The sequence below is a fragment of the Frankia sp. Hr75.2 genome (assembly GCF_949319125.1).
Classification (GTDB): domain Bacteria; phylum Actinomycetota; class Actinomycetes; order Frankiales; family Frankiaceae; genus Parafrankia; species Parafrankia soli.
In genome coordinates, this window is sequence record NZ_CASGGV010000312.1 from 24,151 (window position 1) to 43,354 (window position 19,204).

The following is a 19,204-nucleotide window of genomic DNA, read 5'->3' on the forward strand; positions in this document are numbered from 1 at the left end:
CATGGTGCTGCAGGCGGTCGCAGCGAGACGATCAGACGCAGTGATATCCGAGCTCATTGAGGGCGGGAACCGTGGTCATAACGAGTGGCAGGAGGAGCAGCACGGCGACGATGAGGCTGCGAGCCACGACGGCGGGACGGGACAGGGGCGGCTCCGCGGTCAAGAGACGCAGTACCCGTTGCCGTACGCCGGTGTTCGCCATGCCCAGCACGGATGCTGGGGGAGCCGCGAGCCGTAGCACTGCTTCGGCGACGACGTGGGGAGCGCTGCGCCGGGCCGCGCTGTCGTCAGCGGTGAGTTCGACGAGTCGGCGTAGCTCCTCCTGTCCTGTCCCGAAGAGCGGCACGGCTGGGAAGGCTCCGGCCAGCACGGCTGCCGTCGTGAGGATGAGGTGGTGTCTGCCTGCGAGATGGGCGCGTTCATGCGCGATGACGGCGTCGAGTTCGGTGGGATGCAACGCTTGCAGCGCGCCTTCGGTGACGACGACGCCCCCGCTCCGGCCCGGTAGGCAGAACGCACTGCGATCAGCATGATCCAGTATGTAGATCCGAAGTGTGGGATGAAAGCGCCCGAGCAATCGGACGTCATGCCGATGACGGACGCGCGATCGACGGCCGGTGATGGTGACGGCGACGGCGACATGAAGGAGGCGGAGCGCCGCAGCGGTGCTCAGGACGACGCCGGCAACTCGTGGAGTCGTCCAGTGGATGGAGATCGTCAGGTTGTGGTTGGTCCAACCGCACCACTGGACAAGCAGAACCAGCGTGTCCCCGATCGCGTGCAGCGGTATGAACAGGAGCGTTGCGGCCAGTACCGCCACGGAGACCACGGAGATCATCGCGGCCAGCCACATGGCGACGGCGAGCCGCGGCGCACGGGACGTCCAGGAAGCAGCGCGGAGGGCGTAGGGCAGACCGTAGGCGACGAGGGCCGCGTACACCGCGAGAACACCAAAGATCATGATGCAGTGGGTTCCTCATCGTCGCGACCACGGCTGGAGGAGTGCCACTGCACCGCTTCGCGCAACGTCTCGTACTCCGCAGCATCCATGGCGTGCACGAAGTGGAGCAGCGTCAGGCCTCGGTCGTCCGCCCCGGAAAGCACGGATCTCATCAGCTGGGCGGTGTAGGCGCTGCGGCCCAATGCGGGCTGGTAGCGGTAGGAACGTCCGGCTCGTTCCCGGGTCAGCCACCCTTTGTGGAACAGCCGGTCCATGACGGTCATCACGGTCGTGTAGGCCAACGGGCGTGTTGGCGCGAGTAGTGCCCGGACATCACGGACAGCCACCGGCCCGCGTGCGGACCACACCCGGTCCATGATTTCGGCTTCCAGGTCGCCGAGTTGTTCCACAACTCCCCCTCGTACGGCACCCGACAAGCACCGCGTCCATCTCATCCCGCGCCTACGCGAGCGGTCCTGCTTGCCCCGGTCACCGCCTTCGGCTGCATCTGGACATCGCTGCGGCCGGTGACGTACGTCCATCCCCGCAGTCTTGCCCGTCGCCGGACGGACTGGCGTGGCTCGACCCCTTGTCGCCGATACCTACTATGGATCGTAGTTGCTGAGGTGAGTCTCATGGGGCGCATCTACCCTAGCTTGGAGTGGAGGGCGTCCCGAATGCGCGTGTGGGCCGACTTGCTCGGTGGTCCTGCCTGTGGGTTCAGGTGCCGGGAGGGTGCTGATCTGCTACATGACATAGTAGTTACGCCGCATTGGGGGCAACGAGAGGATGTGTGGGTGGATCGCGCCAGGAGGTACGTCGACCAGGCTCGTGAGGAAACGGCACTGCTGCTGGGACGCCGTCCGCGAGCGAGGGGCGGAACCCGTCAACCTGATCGGGGCAAGATCTTGTAGGAACTACTGAGCTGGGTGTTCCGTGTCGGCGGTTGGCTGGTCGTGGGTCTGTTCGGGTGGGTTGATCCAGGCTGGTGTCGGCAGCGGTGGTGGTGTCGGTGGGCGGCGGACGAACCGGTCCGGTCGGGTGGCGTAGGCGGCGGCGAGGACCTCGGCGCGGGCGGCCTGGACGGTCTCGGCCTGGCCGTGGTGGACGGTCGCGGGGGTGAGCAGACCGATCCCGGAGTGCCGATGGTCGGCGTTGTAGTAGTCGAAGAACTCGCGGCACCAGGCGCGTGCGGTTTCGATGCTGTCGAACGTGCGGGGATAACCCGGCCGGTACTTCAAAGTCTTGAACTGGGACTCGGAGTAGGGGTTATCGTTGGATGTCCTGGGCCGGGAGTGGGACTGGACTATCCCGAGGTCGGCGAACAGGAAAGCGACGGGTTTCGAGGTCGTGGAGCTGCCGTGGTCGGCGTGCACGGTGAGCCGCCCGGGAGAGACGTTCTGTTTGTCGCAGGTGGCGGCGATCAGGTTCTCGGCGAGAGCGGCTGATTCTTTGTCGGCAAGCGTCCAGCCGACCACATACCGGCTGTAGACGTCCAGGATGACGTACAGATAGTAGGAGGTCCATTTCTGCGGGCCGGGGAGTTTGGTGATGTCCCAGGTCCAGACCTCGTTCGGCCCGGCGGCGAGGAGCTCGGGTTTGACCTTGGGCGGGTGGAGGGCCTGGGCGCGGCGGTCGCCGGTCTCGCCGCGTTCGGCGAGCAGCCGGTACATGGTGCGCTGCGAACACAGGTAGACGCCCTTGTCGAGCAGGGTTGCCCAGACCTGCGCCGGGCTGGCGTCAGCGAACCGCGGGTCGTGCAGCACGGCCAGGACCCGGGCGCGTTCGGCCGCCTCCAACGCCCGGGGGCCGGCCAGGTCCTGATTCCGGGCGGAGTGCGGCGCTACACCGTGCTCGCCGAGGGCCCGGCATCGCCGTCGTCCTGGATGGATTGCGGGTGTGGCCGCGGAGCTACGAGTTCCGGCTGCTCCTGTTCGGGTCGAGGCCGTCCTCGCCTCGACGCCGAACGAGATCGAACGGCTGCGTTCCGGGGGAGAACTCCGTGAATGGATGAATTTCGTGCGGCCCGATCCGGACTCGATCGTCGAGGTGGTCGAACGTGACGTCACCATGGCCCGGAGCACGGTCCGGGAAGCGCGGGTATGGTCACCCGGCTGGGCCACGAGCTATGGGCGGGTGCAGGTCGAGTACCGGGTGAGCCCATTGCCCGACGCGGGGAACGCGCTCATCCGCGTTGCCGTCGCTGGCCTGCGCGGCGAGGTCACGCTCAGCGGTGACGAACTGCGCGGCAGCCGCCCGCGCGCGACCACCGGGATACTCACGCTGACGGGTCGACACCATCCCGCCACCCGGGTGAGCCGGCTCCGGCGGCCGGTGTGTGATCGCCCCGCGGGCGGGGCCGGGCCTGGTGGCTGCCGTCGACGGCGGGTGCCGTGGCACCGCCCGGAACGCCGCCTCGACCTCTGCCCTCCGGGTTCACCCACCCGAGAGCAGGCCGTCGACCAGCCGCGCACGCAGCACGCCCAACGCCGTCCCGGTCCTGATCGATCGTCTCTTCCCGGTGGTCTCCGCGGGAGCCACTTCCTGTCGCGTGTGCGGCAGCTGGTACGTCCAGCAGGCCTTTCGCCCGTATGCTCCCCTCCAATCTCGGGGGGTGGGGGACAGATGAATCGACACCACAGGCGGCGTCTGCTCGCGTCGGCGGTGCTGATCATGGCGGTCGGCGCCGGCTGCGGCGGTTCGGACGAGACGCCGGAGACCAGGGCGGCCAGCAGTTCGAGCCCGCCGGTCGCGGCGACGGCCACGCCGACGACAGAGGCCGCGCCGGAAGAGTCGGCGACTCCGCTCCCGCCGGGAGCGCAGCCCGGCCTGGACGACTACGGCGGCGACGGGCAGCTCGACCCGACCTGCGGCACCCAGGACTTCGGTGGCGGGCTGGTGCTGCGCATCCCGTGCGAGATCACGACTCCCAACGAGCCGGAAGACGGCAGCCGCCTCGTCGAGGGCTCCCTCTACCGACTTCCCGGGTCGATCGACGTCAACCTCGACGGCATCTCGGGAAGCCTGCTCCTGGCCCGCGACGACGCCGGCACGAAGGTCGTCATCGTCGTCTTCAACAGCGACAACCTCTTCGCCACCGGCAGCGACCAGATCGGCAGCACCGACACCGTGGACAACACCATCCGGCTGATCAACTCTACGTTCGCCGGCGGCGAGATCCAGGTACGCGGCCACACCGACTCCACCGGCACCGCCGGCGCGAACCAGCAGCTGTCCGAACGCCGGGCCGCCGTGGTCCGCCAGTACCTGACCGGCCACGACGTCAACGCCACCACAGCGACCGCCATCGGGCTGGGCAGCGGCCAGCCGATCGCCGAGAACTCCAACCCGGACGGCACGCCCGACCCCGAAGGCCAGGCGTTCAACCGGCGGGTCGAGATCGTCCTGCGGCTCCCCGCCGCCTGATCGAGGAAGGTCCGCGGGATGCCCGGCTTGTGATCGCTGACGGGCGGATCGACGTCGCCCTGTCGTTGCTTGAACGGGTCGCGGCTCTCCACGGCAACGTCTCGGTGGCCGTGGACGACGTGCTCGACGTGAACGCCGTCGCGAAACCCCTCCGAGAAGTCCGGGGCTGGCGGGCGCCCGGAACCGCGGCACCTGGCATCGGCGCCCTCGGCACCTGGCGTTACCGAGGCGGCAAGGACTTCGTCGCGCTCCGCCGCTTCCGCCAGCCCGCCGTGATCGTCACGCTCCGGCCAGGTCGCGGTTTCCGCCGGCTCGTCGTCGGCACCCCCGACGCCGAGCACGTCGCCGCGACGATTCGCGCCCAGCTGCCCCCGTGATGACGCCCGGGGGAGCCTGCCCCGGCGATCGGCCGGGACGGGTTCACCTCACGGAGTCGCGCGGACCTGGTCCGCCGGTGATCCTCCAGTCGCGCCACCGCCGGCCGCCTCGGCGACCGCTTGGGAGCGCATGGCACCCTCGACCGTTCATGAACGCATGTCGCGCTTGACCGCGACCGGCTCAGCTCGCGGGTGGGGCTCGCTTGCCGGCGGCGCGTTCATAGGCACGCAGGGTGTCGACGACCAGGCGGCGCTCCACGACCCCGCCGCGGCTGAGGTCAGCGTGCAGTTCTACCGGGTCGTCGATGCACTCACCGAGAAACTCCCGAAGGTTGCCGACCATCTCTCCGACGCGAAAGCGGATCTCCTCGCGTTCACCGCCTACCCGCGGGAGGTCTGGCGGAAGATCTGGTCCTCGAACCCGCAGGAGCGCCTGAAAAGGGAAATCCGCCGCCGCGCCGACGTCGTGGGTATCTTCCCCAGCCGTGAGGCCATCATACGGCTCGTCGGCGCCGTACTCGCCGAACAACACGATGAGTGGATCGAAACCCACCGTTACATCGGCCTGGAAATTCTCGCCAGAACCGACCCCGCTCAGAAAACCGCCGACACACCCGAGATCAGCGTGACACCCGAAGCCCTCCCCTGCATAACCTGAACCAGGATCACGCGGAGTCACTCTCCGTGGACCACGCCCATGGGCGTGACCTGATCCAGCGCTCGGTTGAATCCCCTCGGTGTGTCCGGAGATTCTGATGCACCCCGGACACGCCGGCGGTTCAATCAGAGCCGGATGACGACGACGGCGGTGTCGTCGGCTGGCTCGCTGTCCGCGCCCACCTCGGCCAGCAGCGCATCGGCCAGTGCCTCCGGATCGAGTCCCGGGTTGCGGCGGAGGCTGGCGGCAAGACGGGACAACCCGACGTCGATGTTCTCCCCGCGGCGTTCGATCAGGCCGTCGGTATACAGCGTCAGCGTGGCGCCGACCGCGAACGTCGCGGTGGCCTGGGACCGGGGCAGGTGTTCCGGGCTCGCGCCCAGCGGCGGGTCGACGGTCTGGTCGAGGAACTCGATGGCGCCGCCGACGTGCGCCAGTGCCGGCGGCGGATGACCTGCCCGGCTGTAGGTGACGGTGAGCGTGTCGTAGTCGGCGACCGCCTGCACGACGGTGGTCGACTCGGCGCCTTCTACCGACCGTGCGTACAGGTCCAGCACGTCCAGGGCGGCTGCGGGCCCGTCGGCCACTCGGACCATGGCGCTCAGTGCGCTGCGCAGTTGGCCCATCGTGCCCGTGGCCGACAGTCCGTGGCCGACGACGTCGCCCACGGCCACCGCGACGCGGTCCTCGGATAGCTCCACCAGTTCGTACCAGTCGCCGCACACGTTCATCGTGCTGGCGGCGGGCCGGTACCGCACTGCCGCCTTGACGCGCCCGGTCGGTGCGGGCGTGGGCAGCATTGCTTCCTGGAGGGCCAGGGCCACCTCGCGTTCCCGAGCGTGAGTTCGACGCAGCTGCTCGTTGCCTTCGTGTAGCTCCCGAGCACGGGCCAGCAGTTCCGCCTCCAGCGTGTGCTGCCGGTCGTCTCCCATTTCTCCGGCGCACATGCGGACGAGGTCGGTCGCCTCCTCCACCCGGTGCACCACCAGCGCCACCTGCCCGTCAGGATCAAGCACCGGAGTGTTGACCGTGCTCCAGTACCGCTCCTCGAACACAGCTGGACGCCCTGGCGCCTCCACGTCGTAACGCTGGACCGCCATGGTGTCGCGCTTCCCGGTGGCCAGCACTCGCCGTAGCGACGCGCCAAGTGCGCGCACCGCTGACGCGGACGGGTACTCCGGATTGTCCGGGAAAGCGTCGAACAGGTAGCGTCCCAGCAGGTTCTCGCGCGTACGCCCTGATACAGAAAGATATGCCTCGTTGGCGGCAAGTATGATTAATTCAGGGGTCAGTAGCACGGTCGGGCTGGGGAGAACCCGAAAAACGGCCTCATAGTCGATCCTCGGCTCTCCCACCCGCTACCACCTCGACGACGCACCATCGGATATCTGACCTCCCAACGGTAGAACCGCAGGACGGAATGCGCCGACACTGACGTATTGGCGCAGTCCGCCACCGCGGCTGTCTGCCGGACAATGATCGATGATGTCGTCGCCGTAGCCGCGGCGGTCAGCTCCCGATAGCAAATCCTGCCGCCGGTCGGCGCTGGCGCCGCTCCCGACCTCCAAAGAAGCGGCGACGTTTGGTTCACAGCGGACGCAACCGTACAGATTGGGCGGTCGACCACACGTACTCCGCAACTGACTGCCAGCCCGTCTGCTCGGGTGATACATGCGGCGCGGCCCGGTGCCGCGCCTTGACCCACACCGGTGGACTTCCTGCGCGGCACGGTCCGAGTGGGTCTGTCGGGCGTTGTTGCGGTATGAGGAAGCAGCGCATGCTCGCATCCCGGCGACCGGCGGTCAGACGGTGGCGGCGAGTTCGCGGACGATATCCCCCTGGCAGGCACACCCTGAGGGCTGGGATCAGCGGGAGAGCAGCGCCTCCGGCCTTCCTGACTGACCGGCCCAGGGCGGAGGCCCGTGGCCCCTGTTTCGGGCGGCGGTCTGCGAGCCGCCGCCGTCCTCGTTCGACTCACAAGCGCCATCCGAGGCCGCCCCGTCGGTTCCGGACGCGGCGCAGTCCGACGCCGGGGCGGCGGCTACTGGCTGACCTGTCACGGCCGGGGCACCTTGCGCGCTGGTCGCGGCGCTCCCGGTGGTGTGCGTGGACGCAGCCCCGCCGGAGGAGCCGGCATCCTGCCCAACCGTGGACTCGCCGTCGGGCGGGGCGGTTGTGTCGGCCGATGGGCGGGAGGTCGGCGGCGAGGAGTGCATGGCCTTTGGAGTGGTGCCGTGGGCGGCCGCGGGGGGCTGGACCGCCGTTTCAGGGTCGGATGCCGCCAGCAGGCTGGCCGCAGCGGCGAGGGCGACGAGCATCCCGGCGACGGGTACCAGCGCACGGCGACGCCTACGGCCGCCCGCATCCGCAGCGGTGTGCGCGGTGGCCGGCTCGGCTGGTGGGGAGGCGGTGAGTCCGTCGGGAACGGTGTCCAGGTCCACGATCGAGAACCGTGCGGACGGCAGGGGCGAGGATGCTGCCGAGGAACCAGCGGGGGAGGACCGCCGGGGCGGCGGAGCCTGGGCCAGACGCTCTGCGGGTGGCTCTGCGGGCTCTGCGATCGGCGCTGTCGGGGGTCCGCCTGCGGGCGAGGCGGTGGACAATTCGCCGAGGAGGCGGCTCGCGCTCGGACGGCGGTCGGGCTGCTTGCGCACTGTCGCGGCGACCACCGTTCGCAGGTGTCGCGGGAGAGCCGTCAGGTCGGGCTCGGCATGGACCGTCCGGTAGAGGAGGGAACTAAGCGGACCGTCGCCGAACGGAGCCCTCCCGGCGGCCGCGTAGGCGAGGGTGAGCCCCAGGGCGAAGACGTCCGCGGCGGGCCCGGGGCGGTCGGCTGTGTCGAGAAGCTCCGGGGCCATGTATCCAACGCTGCCGAGAACCACCCCGGTCGCGGTGACGGTGCCGGGGAGCCCGGCGGCAATGCCGAAGTCGATGACCTTCGCGCCGTCGGGGGCCAGCATGACGTTGCCCGGTTTCAGGTCGCGGTGCACCACTCCGGCCTGATGGATGGCGACCAGCGCCGAGGCCAGCTCGATCGCCAGTCTCCGCAGACGGTCCGCCGGCAGTGGGCCGTGCCTGGCGACCGCCGTCAGCAGGTCGGATCCCGGGACGTACTCCGCGGCCAGCCATGGCTGCTCCGCTTGGGGGTCGGCATCGAGTAGCCGCGCCACCCGCGGGCTGTCGATCGCCGCTGCCGCGGCCACCTCCCTGCTGAAGCGTCGGACGAAGTCCGGATCGTCGGCGTACTCGTCCCGCAGGACCTTCACGGCGGCCTGCCGGCCCGCGGCGTCCACTCCCAGGTAGACCACACCCATCCCGCCGCGGCCCAGCCGCGCGGCGAGCTGGAACGGACCGACGGATGCAGGATCTCCGTGGCGCAGCGCCTTCACCGATGCCCCAGCCTCTCGACGTCGCCGCACCCGCCCCGAGCGCGTCCGCCGTACATGCCCGCACGTTCACGCCGTATCCCCGCGAGGTCCCGCATCCGGTGAGTGTCGACTTCCGGTTCGACGCCACAGAGGGCCTGGTCCGTACGCTGTCCGGCCCTTGCGGCACGAGGGATCCACGTCAGTGCCGCCTGCCCCGGCCTCGTCGACACCCCGCGGGCTTCGGCGAGTGTCACGGGCCGGACCGACCCGTCTTGTCCGCCGCGGCAAGCAGGGCATCGCGTTCGTCGTCTGTCAGCAGCCGGGCGGCGCCGTCTACCTGCACGAACTGGCCGAACCAGGCCATGTAGCCCGGGGTGCGCGCGACCACCTCGGGCGGACCCTGAGGGCTGGTCGGTCACGAGGAGCGGTCGCACGGACAGCCTCCAGGCTCCGTCCACCACCCACCGGCCCGGGTCGAACCACCGGTCACTCGCTCGGTGACGAGCGCGCGGTCTGCTGGCCGGTGAGGAGCTGCGCACGGCGGTGGACGTCGCGGGGGGAGCAGCGGCGCTCGAGTCGGTTCTGCAGAAGTGACCGGGCGATGTTGGGTCGGTTGGCCTGGATGGCGCAGTAGATCGTGGTGTCCTCGACGATCTCGCGCTGGGCGGCGCTGCCCCCGAGCCGCTCGACGCCGGGCAGGGCGATCAGCGCGTCGGTGGCCCGGTCGGGATCACCGTGCAGGAGGTGCATCAGGGCGTCGGCCAGTGGCGCGACGGTTTCGGTGAACACCTGGCTGGTCCGGGCGGCCGCGGACCGGCGCAGTTGCGCGAGTCGGCGGCAGTCGCCCGCGGCGGCGAGGGCGACCGCCGAGTGCAGCCCGACGAAGGGTGTCGGCGGATCGACGAGCAACGTGCCGGGGACGGTCTCCAGCACCGGTCCGAGTTCCACCGACGTCCAGGCGCCGGCCGCGAAGCCGCGCCACAGCAGCGACGCGGAGTCGATCAGCGCCCGGACGCCGGAGACGGCCGGCGGCGAGAGCTGGGTCGAGAAACGAGCCCGGGCCGCGCTGTCGTCACCGAGCGCGAGTTCGTGCAGGGCCGCGTGCCAGGCGAAGTGCGCCCGGTGCGACGAATCCGACCCGCAGGTCGAGATCCAGGCGTCCAACCAGGCCAGCCCGGCCTCGTGGTCGCCGGTCTCGTAGTGGACGTGGGTCTTCGCGTGGACGGCGTGGCCGGCGGTCGGTTCGACGGCCAGCGCCAGTGCGGCGAGCTCGGCCGCCTCGTCCCAGTTCTCCTGCTCCTGGCGGGTGAAGGCGAGCAGCCCCCGGTACCACCAGTCGTCGCGGTAGACGGCCGCCAGTCCTTCGACCAGGGCCCAGGCCTCGGCAGGGATCTCCGTCGCGCCGCTGAACGCGATCGTCGGCACGGCGATGCTGACGGCCAGCGCGTCTTCCGGGTAGGCGTGGATGTAGCTCAGCAGGGCCGCGGCCGAACCGGCCCCCGGCTCGCGGATACGGGCGGCGACCACCTCGATGAAGCGCCGCTCACGCTCGTCGGCCCGGGCGGCGTGGCGTTGTGCGTCCCGCAGGGCCGTCTCCACGTCGACGTCGGCGCCCCATTCGGCACCGAGCAGGGCCAGTACCGCCTGCCCGAGGGCGAACTGGGGGTCGGCCGCGACCGCCTCGGCGACCAGCGTCTCGGCTCCGGACCGCACCCGCAGGATCTGTCCGAGCCCGGCGACATAGCGGTCGGCCGCCTCCGGGCTGGCGGTGAGGGGCAAACCATAGGGGTCGCGCACCCGCCGGACGACCCGTGGCCCGGGCAGGGCGGCCACGACGGCGCGGGCGAGCGCGGCCGCCTGGCCGCGGATCTCGGGGATCGCCGTGCTCTCCCACAGCTCCCCCCGCCGCAACGGCCCGATGGCCCAGATCGCCGGCCGGGGTCCGTCGGCCGCGACCAGCCGCCCGGACCCCTCGGTGGCGAAGCCCAGGTCCAGGCTGTCCGGGGTAGCCAGGCCGGAGGCGAGCAGGTTCATGACCAGGGGATCATGACTGGTCCGCACGCCGGCGCCCGCACCGGTGCAGTTGACCACGGCCGCGGCGAGCACCCGGGAGCCGTCACTCAGCGAGACCTCGACGCCGGCCGCGGTCTCCCGGGCGTCGACGACCCGCGCGGCGTGCACGACCAGCGATCCCTCGGCGCGGCGCTGCTCCAGCCAGGCGTGGACCGCGGGGTCGACGCGGTGCCGGACCTGGTCCCAGCACCGCATCGTCGTGGCGACGAAGCTCGACCGGGCAGCCGCGTCCAGCCGTGACCACAGCTCGGCCGTCACCGGGCGCAGCCCGTCCACGGCTCGCCGCCAGTCGCCACCGGCCGCGCGGATGTGATCGAAGACAAGGTGGCGGGCCCGGGCGAGGCTCACCGGACCGTCGGGCAGCTCCGGGGCGGCGAGCGGCGGCGCCGGGTCCAGCGCGTGGGGGAGCGGAAGCAGCCCATGACGCGAGGTCACGTGCAGGCGCACGCCGGCCCGGCTCCAGCGCTGGGCCATGTCGGCCATGGTCAGGCCCGAGCCGACAAGGAGCACGTCGCTGCCGGCCGGGACGCGAGGCTGGGAATCGGCCCGCCACGGATCACTGACGAACCGCGGCGACCGGGCCAGCGCCGGCGGAGCCCACGACGTCGTCGGAGCACCGTGCCCGAGCGCGAGGACGACGGCGTCGACCGGATGGCTGGTCCCGTCGTCGAGCGTCAGCCGCAGCCGGCGGCCGTGCCGGCGGACGTCCGTCGCGCGGGCGCACACCCGCTCGCAGCGCACCCCGGTCGCGGCGCGCAGCGTCTCCTCCAGCGTGTGGCGGAGGTAGTCGGCGTAGAACTGGCGGGGCGCGAAGCCACCGGAAGGAAAGTCGACCGCGACGTGCCGGCGAAGCCAGCGCAGGAAGTGCTGCGGGTCATCGTCGAACGCGCTCATCTTCGCGGCCGGGACATTGAGCCGGTGCCGCGGATCTCGCGTCCGATAAGCCAGGCCCTCACCGACGTCGTCCGACTCGACGAGCAATATCGTGAACCTACGGCCGGTAACCGCCACGGACCTTGCCAGTTGGGTTGTCGCGAGGCAACCGCTCGCCCCGCCACCCACCACCGCGACGACCACCGGCGCACTCATCGGGACCGTCGACAGTATGCGTGCGGACACCTGGTCACAGAGAGATCTCCTTCCCCGTTTATTCCGGTTGATACCAGGTTAAGCCCAGGTGTGGCAGGCCGTGACCCAGATCGACAGACCGTCCCGAACGATCAACGTGCGGAGAGCCGGGTACCGGAGCCCGTGCTGGAATGATGTGAACATGCGTCCCAGCTCTGGTGCACGGTGGTCGATCGGGTCGATGTCCGACCGCTGACAGGCATGTCCGCCCGTTCGCCGCGTCCGCCCACCCGGTCTCGAGATCCGCGAGGGCGTCCAGATGTCGGTCCAGATGCCGGCGAGCCCCACGGGTCGAGAGCATCGAGACCGAGATGAAGCTGCCGCGCGATTTACACAAGGCAGCGGGATGTGTGCCTTACGAAATGCTCCCGTGACAGCACGTTTACGTCGTCATGCGCCCGGGAATGGCGGAGCCACCTACGGTCGGCCGACCGTAGGATGCACGGCCCGGGGACGACGTGGTGCGACTGTCAGCGCGGTAGCCGCCGGACACCCTCCGGCTTTGAACGTCTGCTGTCCGCGCGTCGCTTCCGGTGGCGCGATGTGGGGTGGTGAGCACGGCCTATGGGAATCCGACAAGCCCGTCGACCCCGTGAACCTCACGGAGTCGGCCGGCATCTCGGCCACGATCCGGAAACGCCTGGATCCGCCCGCGGTACGCCCGGATCCGCCCGCGGTACGCCGAGCCGTGACACGCCGAGCCGCGGCACTCCGAGAGGCCGGGGCGGCCGGTCCACGGCGGCCGCCATGGGAGCGCTGGTACTGGCCGCGGTGCTGGCCCTGGGCGCCTGCGGCGGTTCCGGTGACGGAGCTGGCCGCGGCCCGGTGCGGCTGACCTGGTACGTCTACAACGAGTCGTCCGGTTCGTTCGCGAAGGCGGCCGCGGACTGCTCGGCCGCGTCGAACGGCCGGTACACGATCGGCGTCAACATGCTGCCGAACGATTCGGACGGGCAGCGCCAGCAGCTGGTGCGGCGGCTCGCCGCCGAGGACTCCTCGATGGACATCCTCGCGCTGGACGTGACCTGGACCGCCGAGTTCGCCGAAGCCGGCTGGATCGTGCCGTTCCCGGCGGCGGAGGCCAGGCGGCTCACCGACGGGATGCTGCCGGCCGCGGTGCGGACCGGCACCTGGGAGAACCAGCTCCACGCCGTGCCGCTGAACACCAACGTCCAGCTCCTGTGGTACCGCAAGGATCTGGTGCCGCGGCCGCCGCGGACCTGGGACGAGATGCTGGCGGACGCCCGGCGGCTGGCCGAGCAGGGCAAGCCGCACCACGTCGAGGTACAGGGTGCCCAGTACGAGGGCTACACCGTGCTGTTCAACTCACTGGTGGCCTCGGCCGGCGGCCAGATCCTCAACGAGGACGGCACCCAGGTGGTGCTCGGCACGCCGGCGCAGCGGGCCGTCGAGGCGATCCGGGCGCTGGCGCACTCACCGGCCGCCGACCCGTCCTGGTCGAACCAGCGGGAGGACGACAACAGGCTCGCGTTCGAGACGGGTTCGGCCGCCTTCCAGCTGAACTACCCGTTCATCTATCCGTCGGCCCGGCAGAACAACCCGCGGCTGGCCGAGCAGATCGGCTGGGCACAGTGGCCGACGCTGGTGCCCGGTCAGCCGTCGCACAGCACGATCGGCGGGTACAACCTCGCGATCGGCGCCTACAGCCCGCACCGGGCCGCCGCGGCCGCCGCGATCGCGTGCCTGACCGGCCGGGACAACCAGATCCGCGACGCGATCGACGGCGGGCTCCCGCCGACCCTCGAGGACCTCTACACCGACCAGGAGTTCATCGACGGCGGCTACCCGTTCGCGTCGGCCATCTACACGGCGCTGCAGAACGCCAGCGTGCGGCCGCGGACGCCGGCCTACCAGAGCGTGTCGCTGCAGATCGCGCACACCCTCTCACCGCCGTCCTCGGCGAGTCTCGGCAGGCTCGGGCAGCTGCGCGGGGCGATCGCCGACGCCCTCGAGTCGAAGGGACTGGTGCCGTGACCGCGAACGGAGCGGAGCCTGGCGCGCGGCGCCTGTCCGAGCGGCGAGGGCAGGAGCGCGGCGACGTGCGCAGTCCGAGCGAGCCGGGGACGCGGCGGAAAGCTCCGCTTTCGGCGCGGGCACGAGCCGAACGCCGGCTCGGCTGGGCGCTGTGCGCGCCGGCGGTCGTCGTCATCCTGGCCGTGACCGGCTATCCCGTCGGGTACGCGGTCTATCTGTCGCTGCACCGCTATGACCTGCGGTTCCCCGCCGACTCCGAGTTCGTCGGGCTGACGAACTACGCGACTGTGCTGACCTCGCCGCTGTGGTGGCAGGCACTCGCGGTGACCGTGATCATCGCGGTCATCTCGGTGGCGATTCAGTTCGTGCTCGGGCTGGCGCTCGCGCTGGCGATGCACCGGGCACTGATCGGCCGCGGGCTGATCCGGACGGTGATCCTCATTCCGTACGGGATCGTGACCGTGGTGGCCGCGTTCGGCTGGCGGTACGCGTGGACACCGGACACCGGCTATCTGTCCGGCCTGTTCGGTGACGCCGCCCCGCTGACCTCGCAGGTCCACGGCATCGCCGTGATCGTCCTGGCCGAGGTGTGGAAGACGACGCCGTTCATGGCGCTGCTGCTGCTCGCCGGGCTGGCGCTGGTTCCGGAGGACCTGCTGCGGGCGGCGAAGGTCGACGGGGCGACCGCCTGGCAGCGGCTGACCCGGGTGATCCTGCCGTTGATGAAGCCGGCGATCCTGGTCGCGCTGCTGTTCCGGGTGCTGGACGCGTTCCGCATCTTCGACAGCATCTACGTGCTGACCGCCGGGGCGTACGACACCCGGTCGGTGTCGATCCTGGGTTACGACAACCTGTTCACGGCGCTGAACCTGGGTGTCGGCTCCTCGTTGTCGGTGCTCATCTTCCTCGTCGTGGCGCTCGTGGCGTTCGTTTTCGTCAAGGGGTTCGGCGCCGCCGCGCCCGGTGGGGAGGGCCACCGCTGATGACCACCGTCACCTCCGCTCCCGCCGCCGGCCCCGCCGCGGCGCGCGCCCGGCGCCCGTCGCGGGACCGCACCGCGCTGCTCGGCTGGTCGGCCGCGAACCTCGTCATCGTCGGGATGTCGCTGGTGCCGTTGCTGTGGCTGGTGTCGCTGTCGTTCAAGACCCCGGCCAGCATCACCGACGGCAGCTTCATCCCGCAGGAGTGGACCTTCGAGAACTACCGGGAGATCTTCGGCGAGTCCCTGTTCACCCGGGCACTGCTGAACAGCCTCGGGATCGCGCTCATCTCCACCGCGCTCGCGGTGGTTCTCGGCTCGATGGCCGCCTACGCGATAGCCCGGCTCGAATTCCCCGGCAAGCGGCTGCTCGTCGGCCTGGCCCTGCTGATCGCCATGTTCCCGCAGATCTCCCTGGTCAGCCCACTGTTCAACCTGTGGCGCCAGATCGGCATCTTCGACACCTGGCTCGGGCTGATCATCCCGTACCTGACGTTCTCCCTGCCGCTGGCCATCTACACGTTGTCGGCGTTCTTCCGGGAGATCCCCTGGGACCTGGAGAAGGCCGCGCAGGTCGACGGAGCCACCCCGCGGCAGGCGTTCCTGCGGGTCATCGCCCCGCTGGCCGCGCCGGGTATGGTGACCACCGCGATCCTGGTCTTCATCTTCTGCTGGAACGACTTCCTGTTCGCCATCTCGCTGACGTCGACGGAGCAGTCGCGGACCGTTCCGGCCGCCATCGCGTTCTTCACCGGCGCGTCGCAGTTCGCCCAGCCGATCGGGTCGATCGCGGCGGCGGCCGTCGTCATCACCATCCCGATCATCGTTTTCGTGCTGCTGTTCCAACGTCGGATCGTCGCCGGGCTGACCTCCGGCGCGGTGAAGGGATAGGCCCGCCCATGGCCGACATCGTTCTAGACCACGTCACCAAGCGGTTCCCGGACGGCCGGCTCGCGGTGGACGACGCCAGCCTCTCCATCGCGGACGGCGAGTTCGTCATCCTCGTCGGCCCGTCCGGGTGCGGGAAGTCGACCACCCTGAACATGATCGCCGGCCTGGAGGACATCTCCTCCGGCGAGCTGCGGATCGGCGGCAAGGTGGTCAACGACCTGGCGCCGAAGGACCGCGACATCGCCATGGTGTTCCAGAGCTACGCCCTGTACCCGCACATGTCGGTCCGGAAGAACATGGGCTTCGCCCTGGCGCTGGCGAAACGGCCGAAGGAGGAGATCGACCAGAAGGTCGAGGAGGCCGCCCGGGTGCTCGACCTCACCGAGCACCTGGACCGCAGGCCGGCCCAGCTCTCCGGTGGGCAGCGGCAGCGGGTCGCGATGGGCCGCGCGATCGTCCGCTCCCCGAAGGCGTTCCTGATGGACGAGCCGCTGTCCAACCTGGACGCCAAGCTGCGGGTGCAGATGCGCACCGAGGTGTCCCGCATCCAGAACCGGCTCGGCACGACCATGGTGTACGTCACCCACGACCAGACCGAGGCGATGACGCTGGGCGACCGGGTGGCGGTGCTGCGGTCCGGGCGGATCCAGCAGGTCGGCACGCCGACCGAGCTGTACAGCCGGCCGGCGACGGTGTTCGTGGCCGGTTTCATCGGCTCACCCGCGATGAACTTCGTGCCGGCGACCGTCGAGGAGGGCGAGCTGCGCACCCCTCTCGGGGCGATCGTCCCGGACGAGCGCCAGCGGCGGCTGCTGGATGGCTGGACCGGGGCGGCGGCCGACCGCCGGTCGCTGATCGTCGGGGCGCGGCCCGAGCACTTCGAGGACGCGGCGCTGGAGCAGGCGAAGGACCGTCCGGGACTGCGGTTCACGGTCACGGTGGACGTGCTGGAGCGGCTCGGCTCGGACAGCTTCGCCTACTTCACCCTGGCGGGTGGGCAGGCCCGGACCGCCGACCTGGAGGAGCTGGCCCACGACGCGGGCACGGTCGAGCTGTCCGGCAAGGCGGAACAGGTGGTCGCCCGGCTCGACGCGGCCAGCCGGATCCGGGAGGGCGAGAAGGCCGAGCTGTGGCTGAACGTCCACCAGCTGCACCTGTTCGACCCCGACACCGGCCGCAACCTGGACACCCCGGCCACGGCCTGACGCGGCCACGGCATGGCGTGGCAGTGCGGTGTCCGGCCTTCGGTAGATCGGCCTGAACGCTGGAGGTCGTCTGGCGTGATGTCAACGCATGGCGCGAACGACGTCCAGGGCGAAGTCGACGTACTGACTGGCGATCAGCTCGGGGGAGTAGCGGCCGGCGGGCGACCACCACTGCGGCAGCGCCGTACACATGGTGACGACGGCACGCGCCGCCTCCCGGGGCAGCGGGGTCGCCATCAGCCCGCGCCGACACCCCTCGACCACCTCGTCGTCGACCATGTGCTGTACGTCCTGGCGGGCGGCGGCGGCGGCGATGCGGGTGCGGTCCGGCTCCGCGAGGCTGCGCATCTCGCTTGAGCCGATGAAGCCCAGCTGGCGACGGTGGGTGTGGTAGAGGCTCAGGCACTCGACGAGCATGGTGAGCCGCTCGACCGGCCCGTCGCCCTCGGCCCTGGCGGCGCGGCTGCGCTCCAGCAGGTCGTCCATGGTCAGGTCGAGCAGGGCGACGAGGAGATGCTGCTTCGTCGGCCAGTGGTGGTAGACCCCGGGGGCCGAGAGCCCGGCGCGTTGGGCGATATCCCGGATGCTCGCGCCGTGGTAGCCGAGCTCGACGAAGGCGTCGAGCGCGCCGGCCAGTGGCGGGGCGAGCTCCAGTGGCGGGAAGTCCCGCCAGCTTCGGGCCGGGGCCTGCGTCGGGACGACGGTGTGCGGCGCGCGCAGCTGCTTCGGATCCGCGCCGAAGAGGCGGGCCGCCGCACTGAGCCGGTCGTCGCCGATTCTCGTGTGACCGTTCTCGACGGCGCTCCAGGTGCCGATGCTGACGCCGAGCGCCTGCGCGGTCTCGCGCAGGGTGAGGCTGGCGGCGCGCCGAGCCGTCCGCCGAGCGCCTCTCGTTCGAGCCGGTCCTCAGGTGTCATCTCGCGTGCTGGTGCCACGATCGCCCTCCTGGGGCCCCGACCCTACTGCCGGACCCGCCTCGGGGTCCGCTGCGCGTCGAGCTGCTCTCGGGGGGACGGTCCAACCTGACGTACCTGATCAGGGGCGGCCGCGACCGGTGGATCCTGCGCCGTCCCCCGCTGGGGCACGTGCTCGCCACCGCCCACGACATGGACCGCGAGTACCGCATGCTCGACGCGCTGCAGCACACCGACGTCCCGGTGCCGAGGCCGCGACTGCGGGCCGGAGCTGAGATCATCGGAGCGCCCTTCTACGTCATGGACTTCAGCGACGGTGTCGTGCTCCGGGAACGGCGGCAGCTCGAGGCGCTCGCGGGCCGGGTGCCGGCAGCCCTGGCGGAAGCCCTCGTCGACGTCCTCACGCGGTTGCACCGCACGGATTTCGTGGCGGTGGGGCTCGCCGACCTCGGCCGCCCGGACGGCTATCTCGAGCGGCAGCTGCGTCGCTGGGCCGCGCAGTTCGCGGCCTCGCGCAGCCGCGACCTGCCCGAGCTCGTCCGGCTGGGGACGCGCCTGGGGCGGCGGTTGCCGACCCCGCAGACGGCGGCGATCGTCCATGGGGGGACTACCGCCTGGACAACGTCACCGTCGATCCGGCCGATGGGCGCGTGCTCGCGGTACTCGACTGGGAGATGGCGACGCTGGGCGACCCGCTCACGGATCTCGCCTCCGCGGTGCTCCGGTGGGACGGCATCCGCGGCCTGGACAGCCCGGTCGCGGCGGTGCCGGGAGACGTGCCCGGCTTCCCGGACAGCCAGGTGATCGTCGATTCCTACGCCCGAAGGACCGACCGGGATCTGTCCGACCTTCCGTGGTACCTGGGCTTCGCCTTCTACAAGATCGCGACGATCTTCGAGGGCATCCACTTCCGCCTGCAGCAGGGGCTGACCGTCGGCGACGGGTTCGAGCGGCTGGGCGTCGTGGTTCCCGCGCTGGTCGAGCGTGGACACGCCGCGCTCGACGCGTGGACCTAGTCGCTGGTTGGTCAGGTTGGGGCGACTAGTGGGTGGGAGTGGCCCACGTGGTCAAGCAGGGCTGTCAGTTCTGGTGGGGGTGGGGCGGTGGACCAGCGGTGCCAGTACGGCTGCAGACGCGCCCAGGGGCTCAGCCAGCCGCGGACCTGTCGCAGTGTGTCCTGCCAGACGATGCGGCGCCGTGGATTTTTCCCCCGCCGCCCCGCGGTCCTCGCGGGGTGTTTCCTGGGCGTG

General features: G+C 70.7%; 16 protein-coding genes and 4 pseudogenes. 9 read left to right on the forward strand and 11 right to left on the reverse strand.

Annotated elements, in window-relative coordinates:
* Nucleotides 1-31: 31 nt before the first annotated feature.
* The 4 genes from AC559T_RS27400 to AC559T_RS27415 all read right to left on the reverse strand — a co-directional run bounded on the left by AC559T_RS27400 (nt 32) and on the right by AC559T_RS27415 (nt 3,241).
* Nucleotides 32-961 (reverse strand): M56 family metallopeptidase, encoded by a 930-nt coding sequence (locus AC559T_RS27400; protein ID WP_112107128.1) that lies wholly within the window; start codon nt 959-961, stop codon nt 32-34.
* Nucleotides 958-1,350 carry a BlaI/MecI/CopY family transcriptional regulator gene (locus tag AC559T_RS27405; protein WP_498870539.1) on the reverse strand — a complete coding sequence of 131 codons (393 nt, stop codon included), beginning with the start codon at nt 1,348-1,350 and terminating at the stop codon, nt 958-960. Before AC559T_RS27405 ends, AC559T_RS27400 begins: the two co-directional genes overlap by 4 nt.
* Nucleotides 1,351-1,857: 507 nt before the next feature.
* Complete coding sequence (locus tag AC559T_RS27410) at nt 1,858-3,012, reverse strand: IS3 family transposase (RefSeq protein WP_498870540.1); 1,155 nt, start codon at nt 3,010-3,012, stop codon at nt 1,858-1,860.
* Between the two features lie 34 nt (nt 3,013-3,046).
* On the reverse strand, nt 3,047-3,241 hold the full coding sequence (locus tag AC559T_RS27415) for a hypothetical protein (protein WP_131628115.1): 195 nt from the start codon (nt 3,239-3,241) through the stop codon (nt 3,047-3,049).
* Nucleotides 3,242-3,565: 324 nt separating this feature from the next.
* Between AC559T_RS27415 and AC559T_RS27420 the strand changes: the two genes are divergently transcribed.
* The 3 genes and pseudogenes from AC559T_RS27420 to AC559T_RS27430 form a co-directional block, all read left to right on the forward strand.
* On the forward strand, nt 3,566-4,366 hold the full coding sequence (locus AC559T_RS27420; RefSeq protein ID WP_498870541.1) for an OmpA family protein: 801 nt from the start codon (nt 3,566-3,568) through the stop codon (nt 4,364-4,366).
* A gap of 29 nt (nt 4,367-4,395) precedes the next feature.
* The gene (locus tag AC559T_RS27425; RefSeq protein WP_498870542.1) at nt 4,396-4,743 is read left to right on the forward strand and encodes a hypothetical protein; all 348 of its coding nucleotides are present in this window, start codon (nt 4,396-4,398) and stop codon (nt 4,741-4,743) included.
* A gap of 262 nt (nt 4,744-5,005) precedes the next feature.
* A pseudogene (locus AC559T_RS27430) lies at nt 5,006-5,401 on the forward strand (transposase); the annotation flags it as partial.
* A gap of 125 nt (nt 5,402-5,526) precedes the next feature.
* Here AC559T_RS27430 and AC559T_RS27435 read toward each other — a convergent pair.
* From AC559T_RS27435 to AC559T_RS27450, 4 genes are all read right to left on the reverse strand, one after another.
* Complete coding sequence (locus tag AC559T_RS27435; protein WP_498870543.1) at nt 5,527-6,756, reverse strand: PP2C family protein-serine/threonine phosphatase; 1,230 nt, start codon at nt 6,754-6,756, stop codon at nt 5,527-5,529.
* A gap of 510 nt (nt 6,757-7,266) precedes the next feature.
* Nucleotides 7,267-8,790 carry a serine/threonine-protein kinase gene (locus AC559T_RS27440; RefSeq protein WP_498870544.1) on the reverse strand — a complete coding sequence of 508 codons (1,524 nt, stop codon included), beginning with the start codon at nt 8,788-8,790 and terminating at the stop codon, nt 7,267-7,269.
* A 229-nt stretch (nt 8,791-9,019) separates the two neighbouring features.
* Entirely contained in the window at nt 9,020-9,157 is a 138-nt protein-coding gene (locus AC559T_RS27445; RefSeq protein ID WP_160144297.1) for a hypothetical protein, read from the reverse strand.
* Between the two features lie 98 nt (nt 9,158-9,255).
* Entirely contained in the window at nt 9,256-11,931 is a 2,676-nt protein-coding gene (locus tag AC559T_RS27450) for an FAD/NAD(P)-binding protein (RefSeq protein WP_498870545.1), read from the reverse strand.
* A gap of 786 nt (nt 11,932-12,717) precedes the next feature.
* Here AC559T_RS27450 and AC559T_RS27455 point away from each other — a divergent pair.
* The 4 genes from AC559T_RS27455 to AC559T_RS27470 all read left to right on the forward strand — a co-directional run bounded on the left by AC559T_RS27455 (nt 12,718) and on the right by AC559T_RS27470 (nt 17,040).
* Nucleotides 12,718-13,965, forward strand: coding sequence for an ABC transporter substrate-binding protein (locus AC559T_RS27455; protein WP_112107145.1), 1,248 nt, complete (start codon nt 12,718-12,720; stop codon nt 13,963-13,965).
* Between the two features lie 65 nt (nt 13,966-14,030).
* Nucleotides 14,031-14,948 (forward strand): carbohydrate ABC transporter permease, encoded by a 918-nt coding sequence (locus AC559T_RS27460; RefSeq protein ID WP_165938894.1) that lies wholly within the window; start codon nt 14,031-14,033, stop codon nt 14,946-14,948.
* A complete protein-coding gene (locus AC559T_RS27465) occupies nt 14,948-15,835 on the forward strand; it encodes a carbohydrate ABC transporter permease (RefSeq protein ID WP_275078443.1) in 888 nt (295 codons plus the stop codon). Before AC559T_RS27460 ends, AC559T_RS27465 begins: the two co-directional genes overlap by 1 nt.
* 8 nt (nt 15,836-15,843) lie before the next feature.
* Entirely contained in the window at nt 15,844-17,040 is a 1,197-nt protein-coding gene (locus tag AC559T_RS27470; RefSeq protein ID WP_498870546.1) for an ABC transporter ATP-binding protein, read from the forward strand.
* Between the two features lie 81 nt (nt 17,041-17,121).
* Here AC559T_RS27470 and AC559T_RS27475 read toward each other — a convergent pair whose 3' ends face one another.
* Both AC559T_RS27475 and AC559T_RS27480 read right to left on the reverse strand, forming a co-directional pair.
* Nucleotides 17,122-17,526: a TetR-type transcription factor C-terminal domain-containing protein gene (locus AC559T_RS27475; RefSeq protein ID WP_498870547.1), complete on the reverse strand. Its 405-nt coding sequence runs from the start codon at nt 17,524-17,526 to the stop codon at nt 17,122-17,124.
* Between the two features lie 24 nt (nt 17,527-17,550).
* A pseudogene (locus tag AC559T_RS27480) lies at nt 17,551-17,907 on the reverse strand (TetR family transcriptional regulator); the annotation flags it as partial.
* A 167-nt stretch (nt 17,908-18,074) separates the two neighbouring features.
* Here AC559T_RS27480 and AC559T_RS27485 point away from each other — a divergent pair.
* Together AC559T_RS27485 and AC559T_RS27490 are read left to right on the forward strand one after the other, a co-directional pair.
* Nucleotides 18,075-18,491 (forward strand): annotated as a pseudogene (locus AC559T_RS27485) (phosphotransferase family protein); the annotation flags it as partial.
* 113 nt (nt 18,492-18,604) lie between these two features.
* A complete protein-coding gene (locus AC559T_RS27490; protein ID WP_498870548.1) occupies nt 18,605-18,970 on the forward strand; it encodes a phosphotransferase in 366 nt (121 codons plus the stop codon).
* A gap of 51 nt (nt 18,971-19,021) precedes the next feature.
* Here the strand turns inward: AC559T_RS27490 and AC559T_RS27495 are convergent.
* Nucleotides 19,022-19,204 (reverse strand): annotated as a pseudogene (locus tag AC559T_RS27495) (IS701 family transposase); the annotation flags it as partial.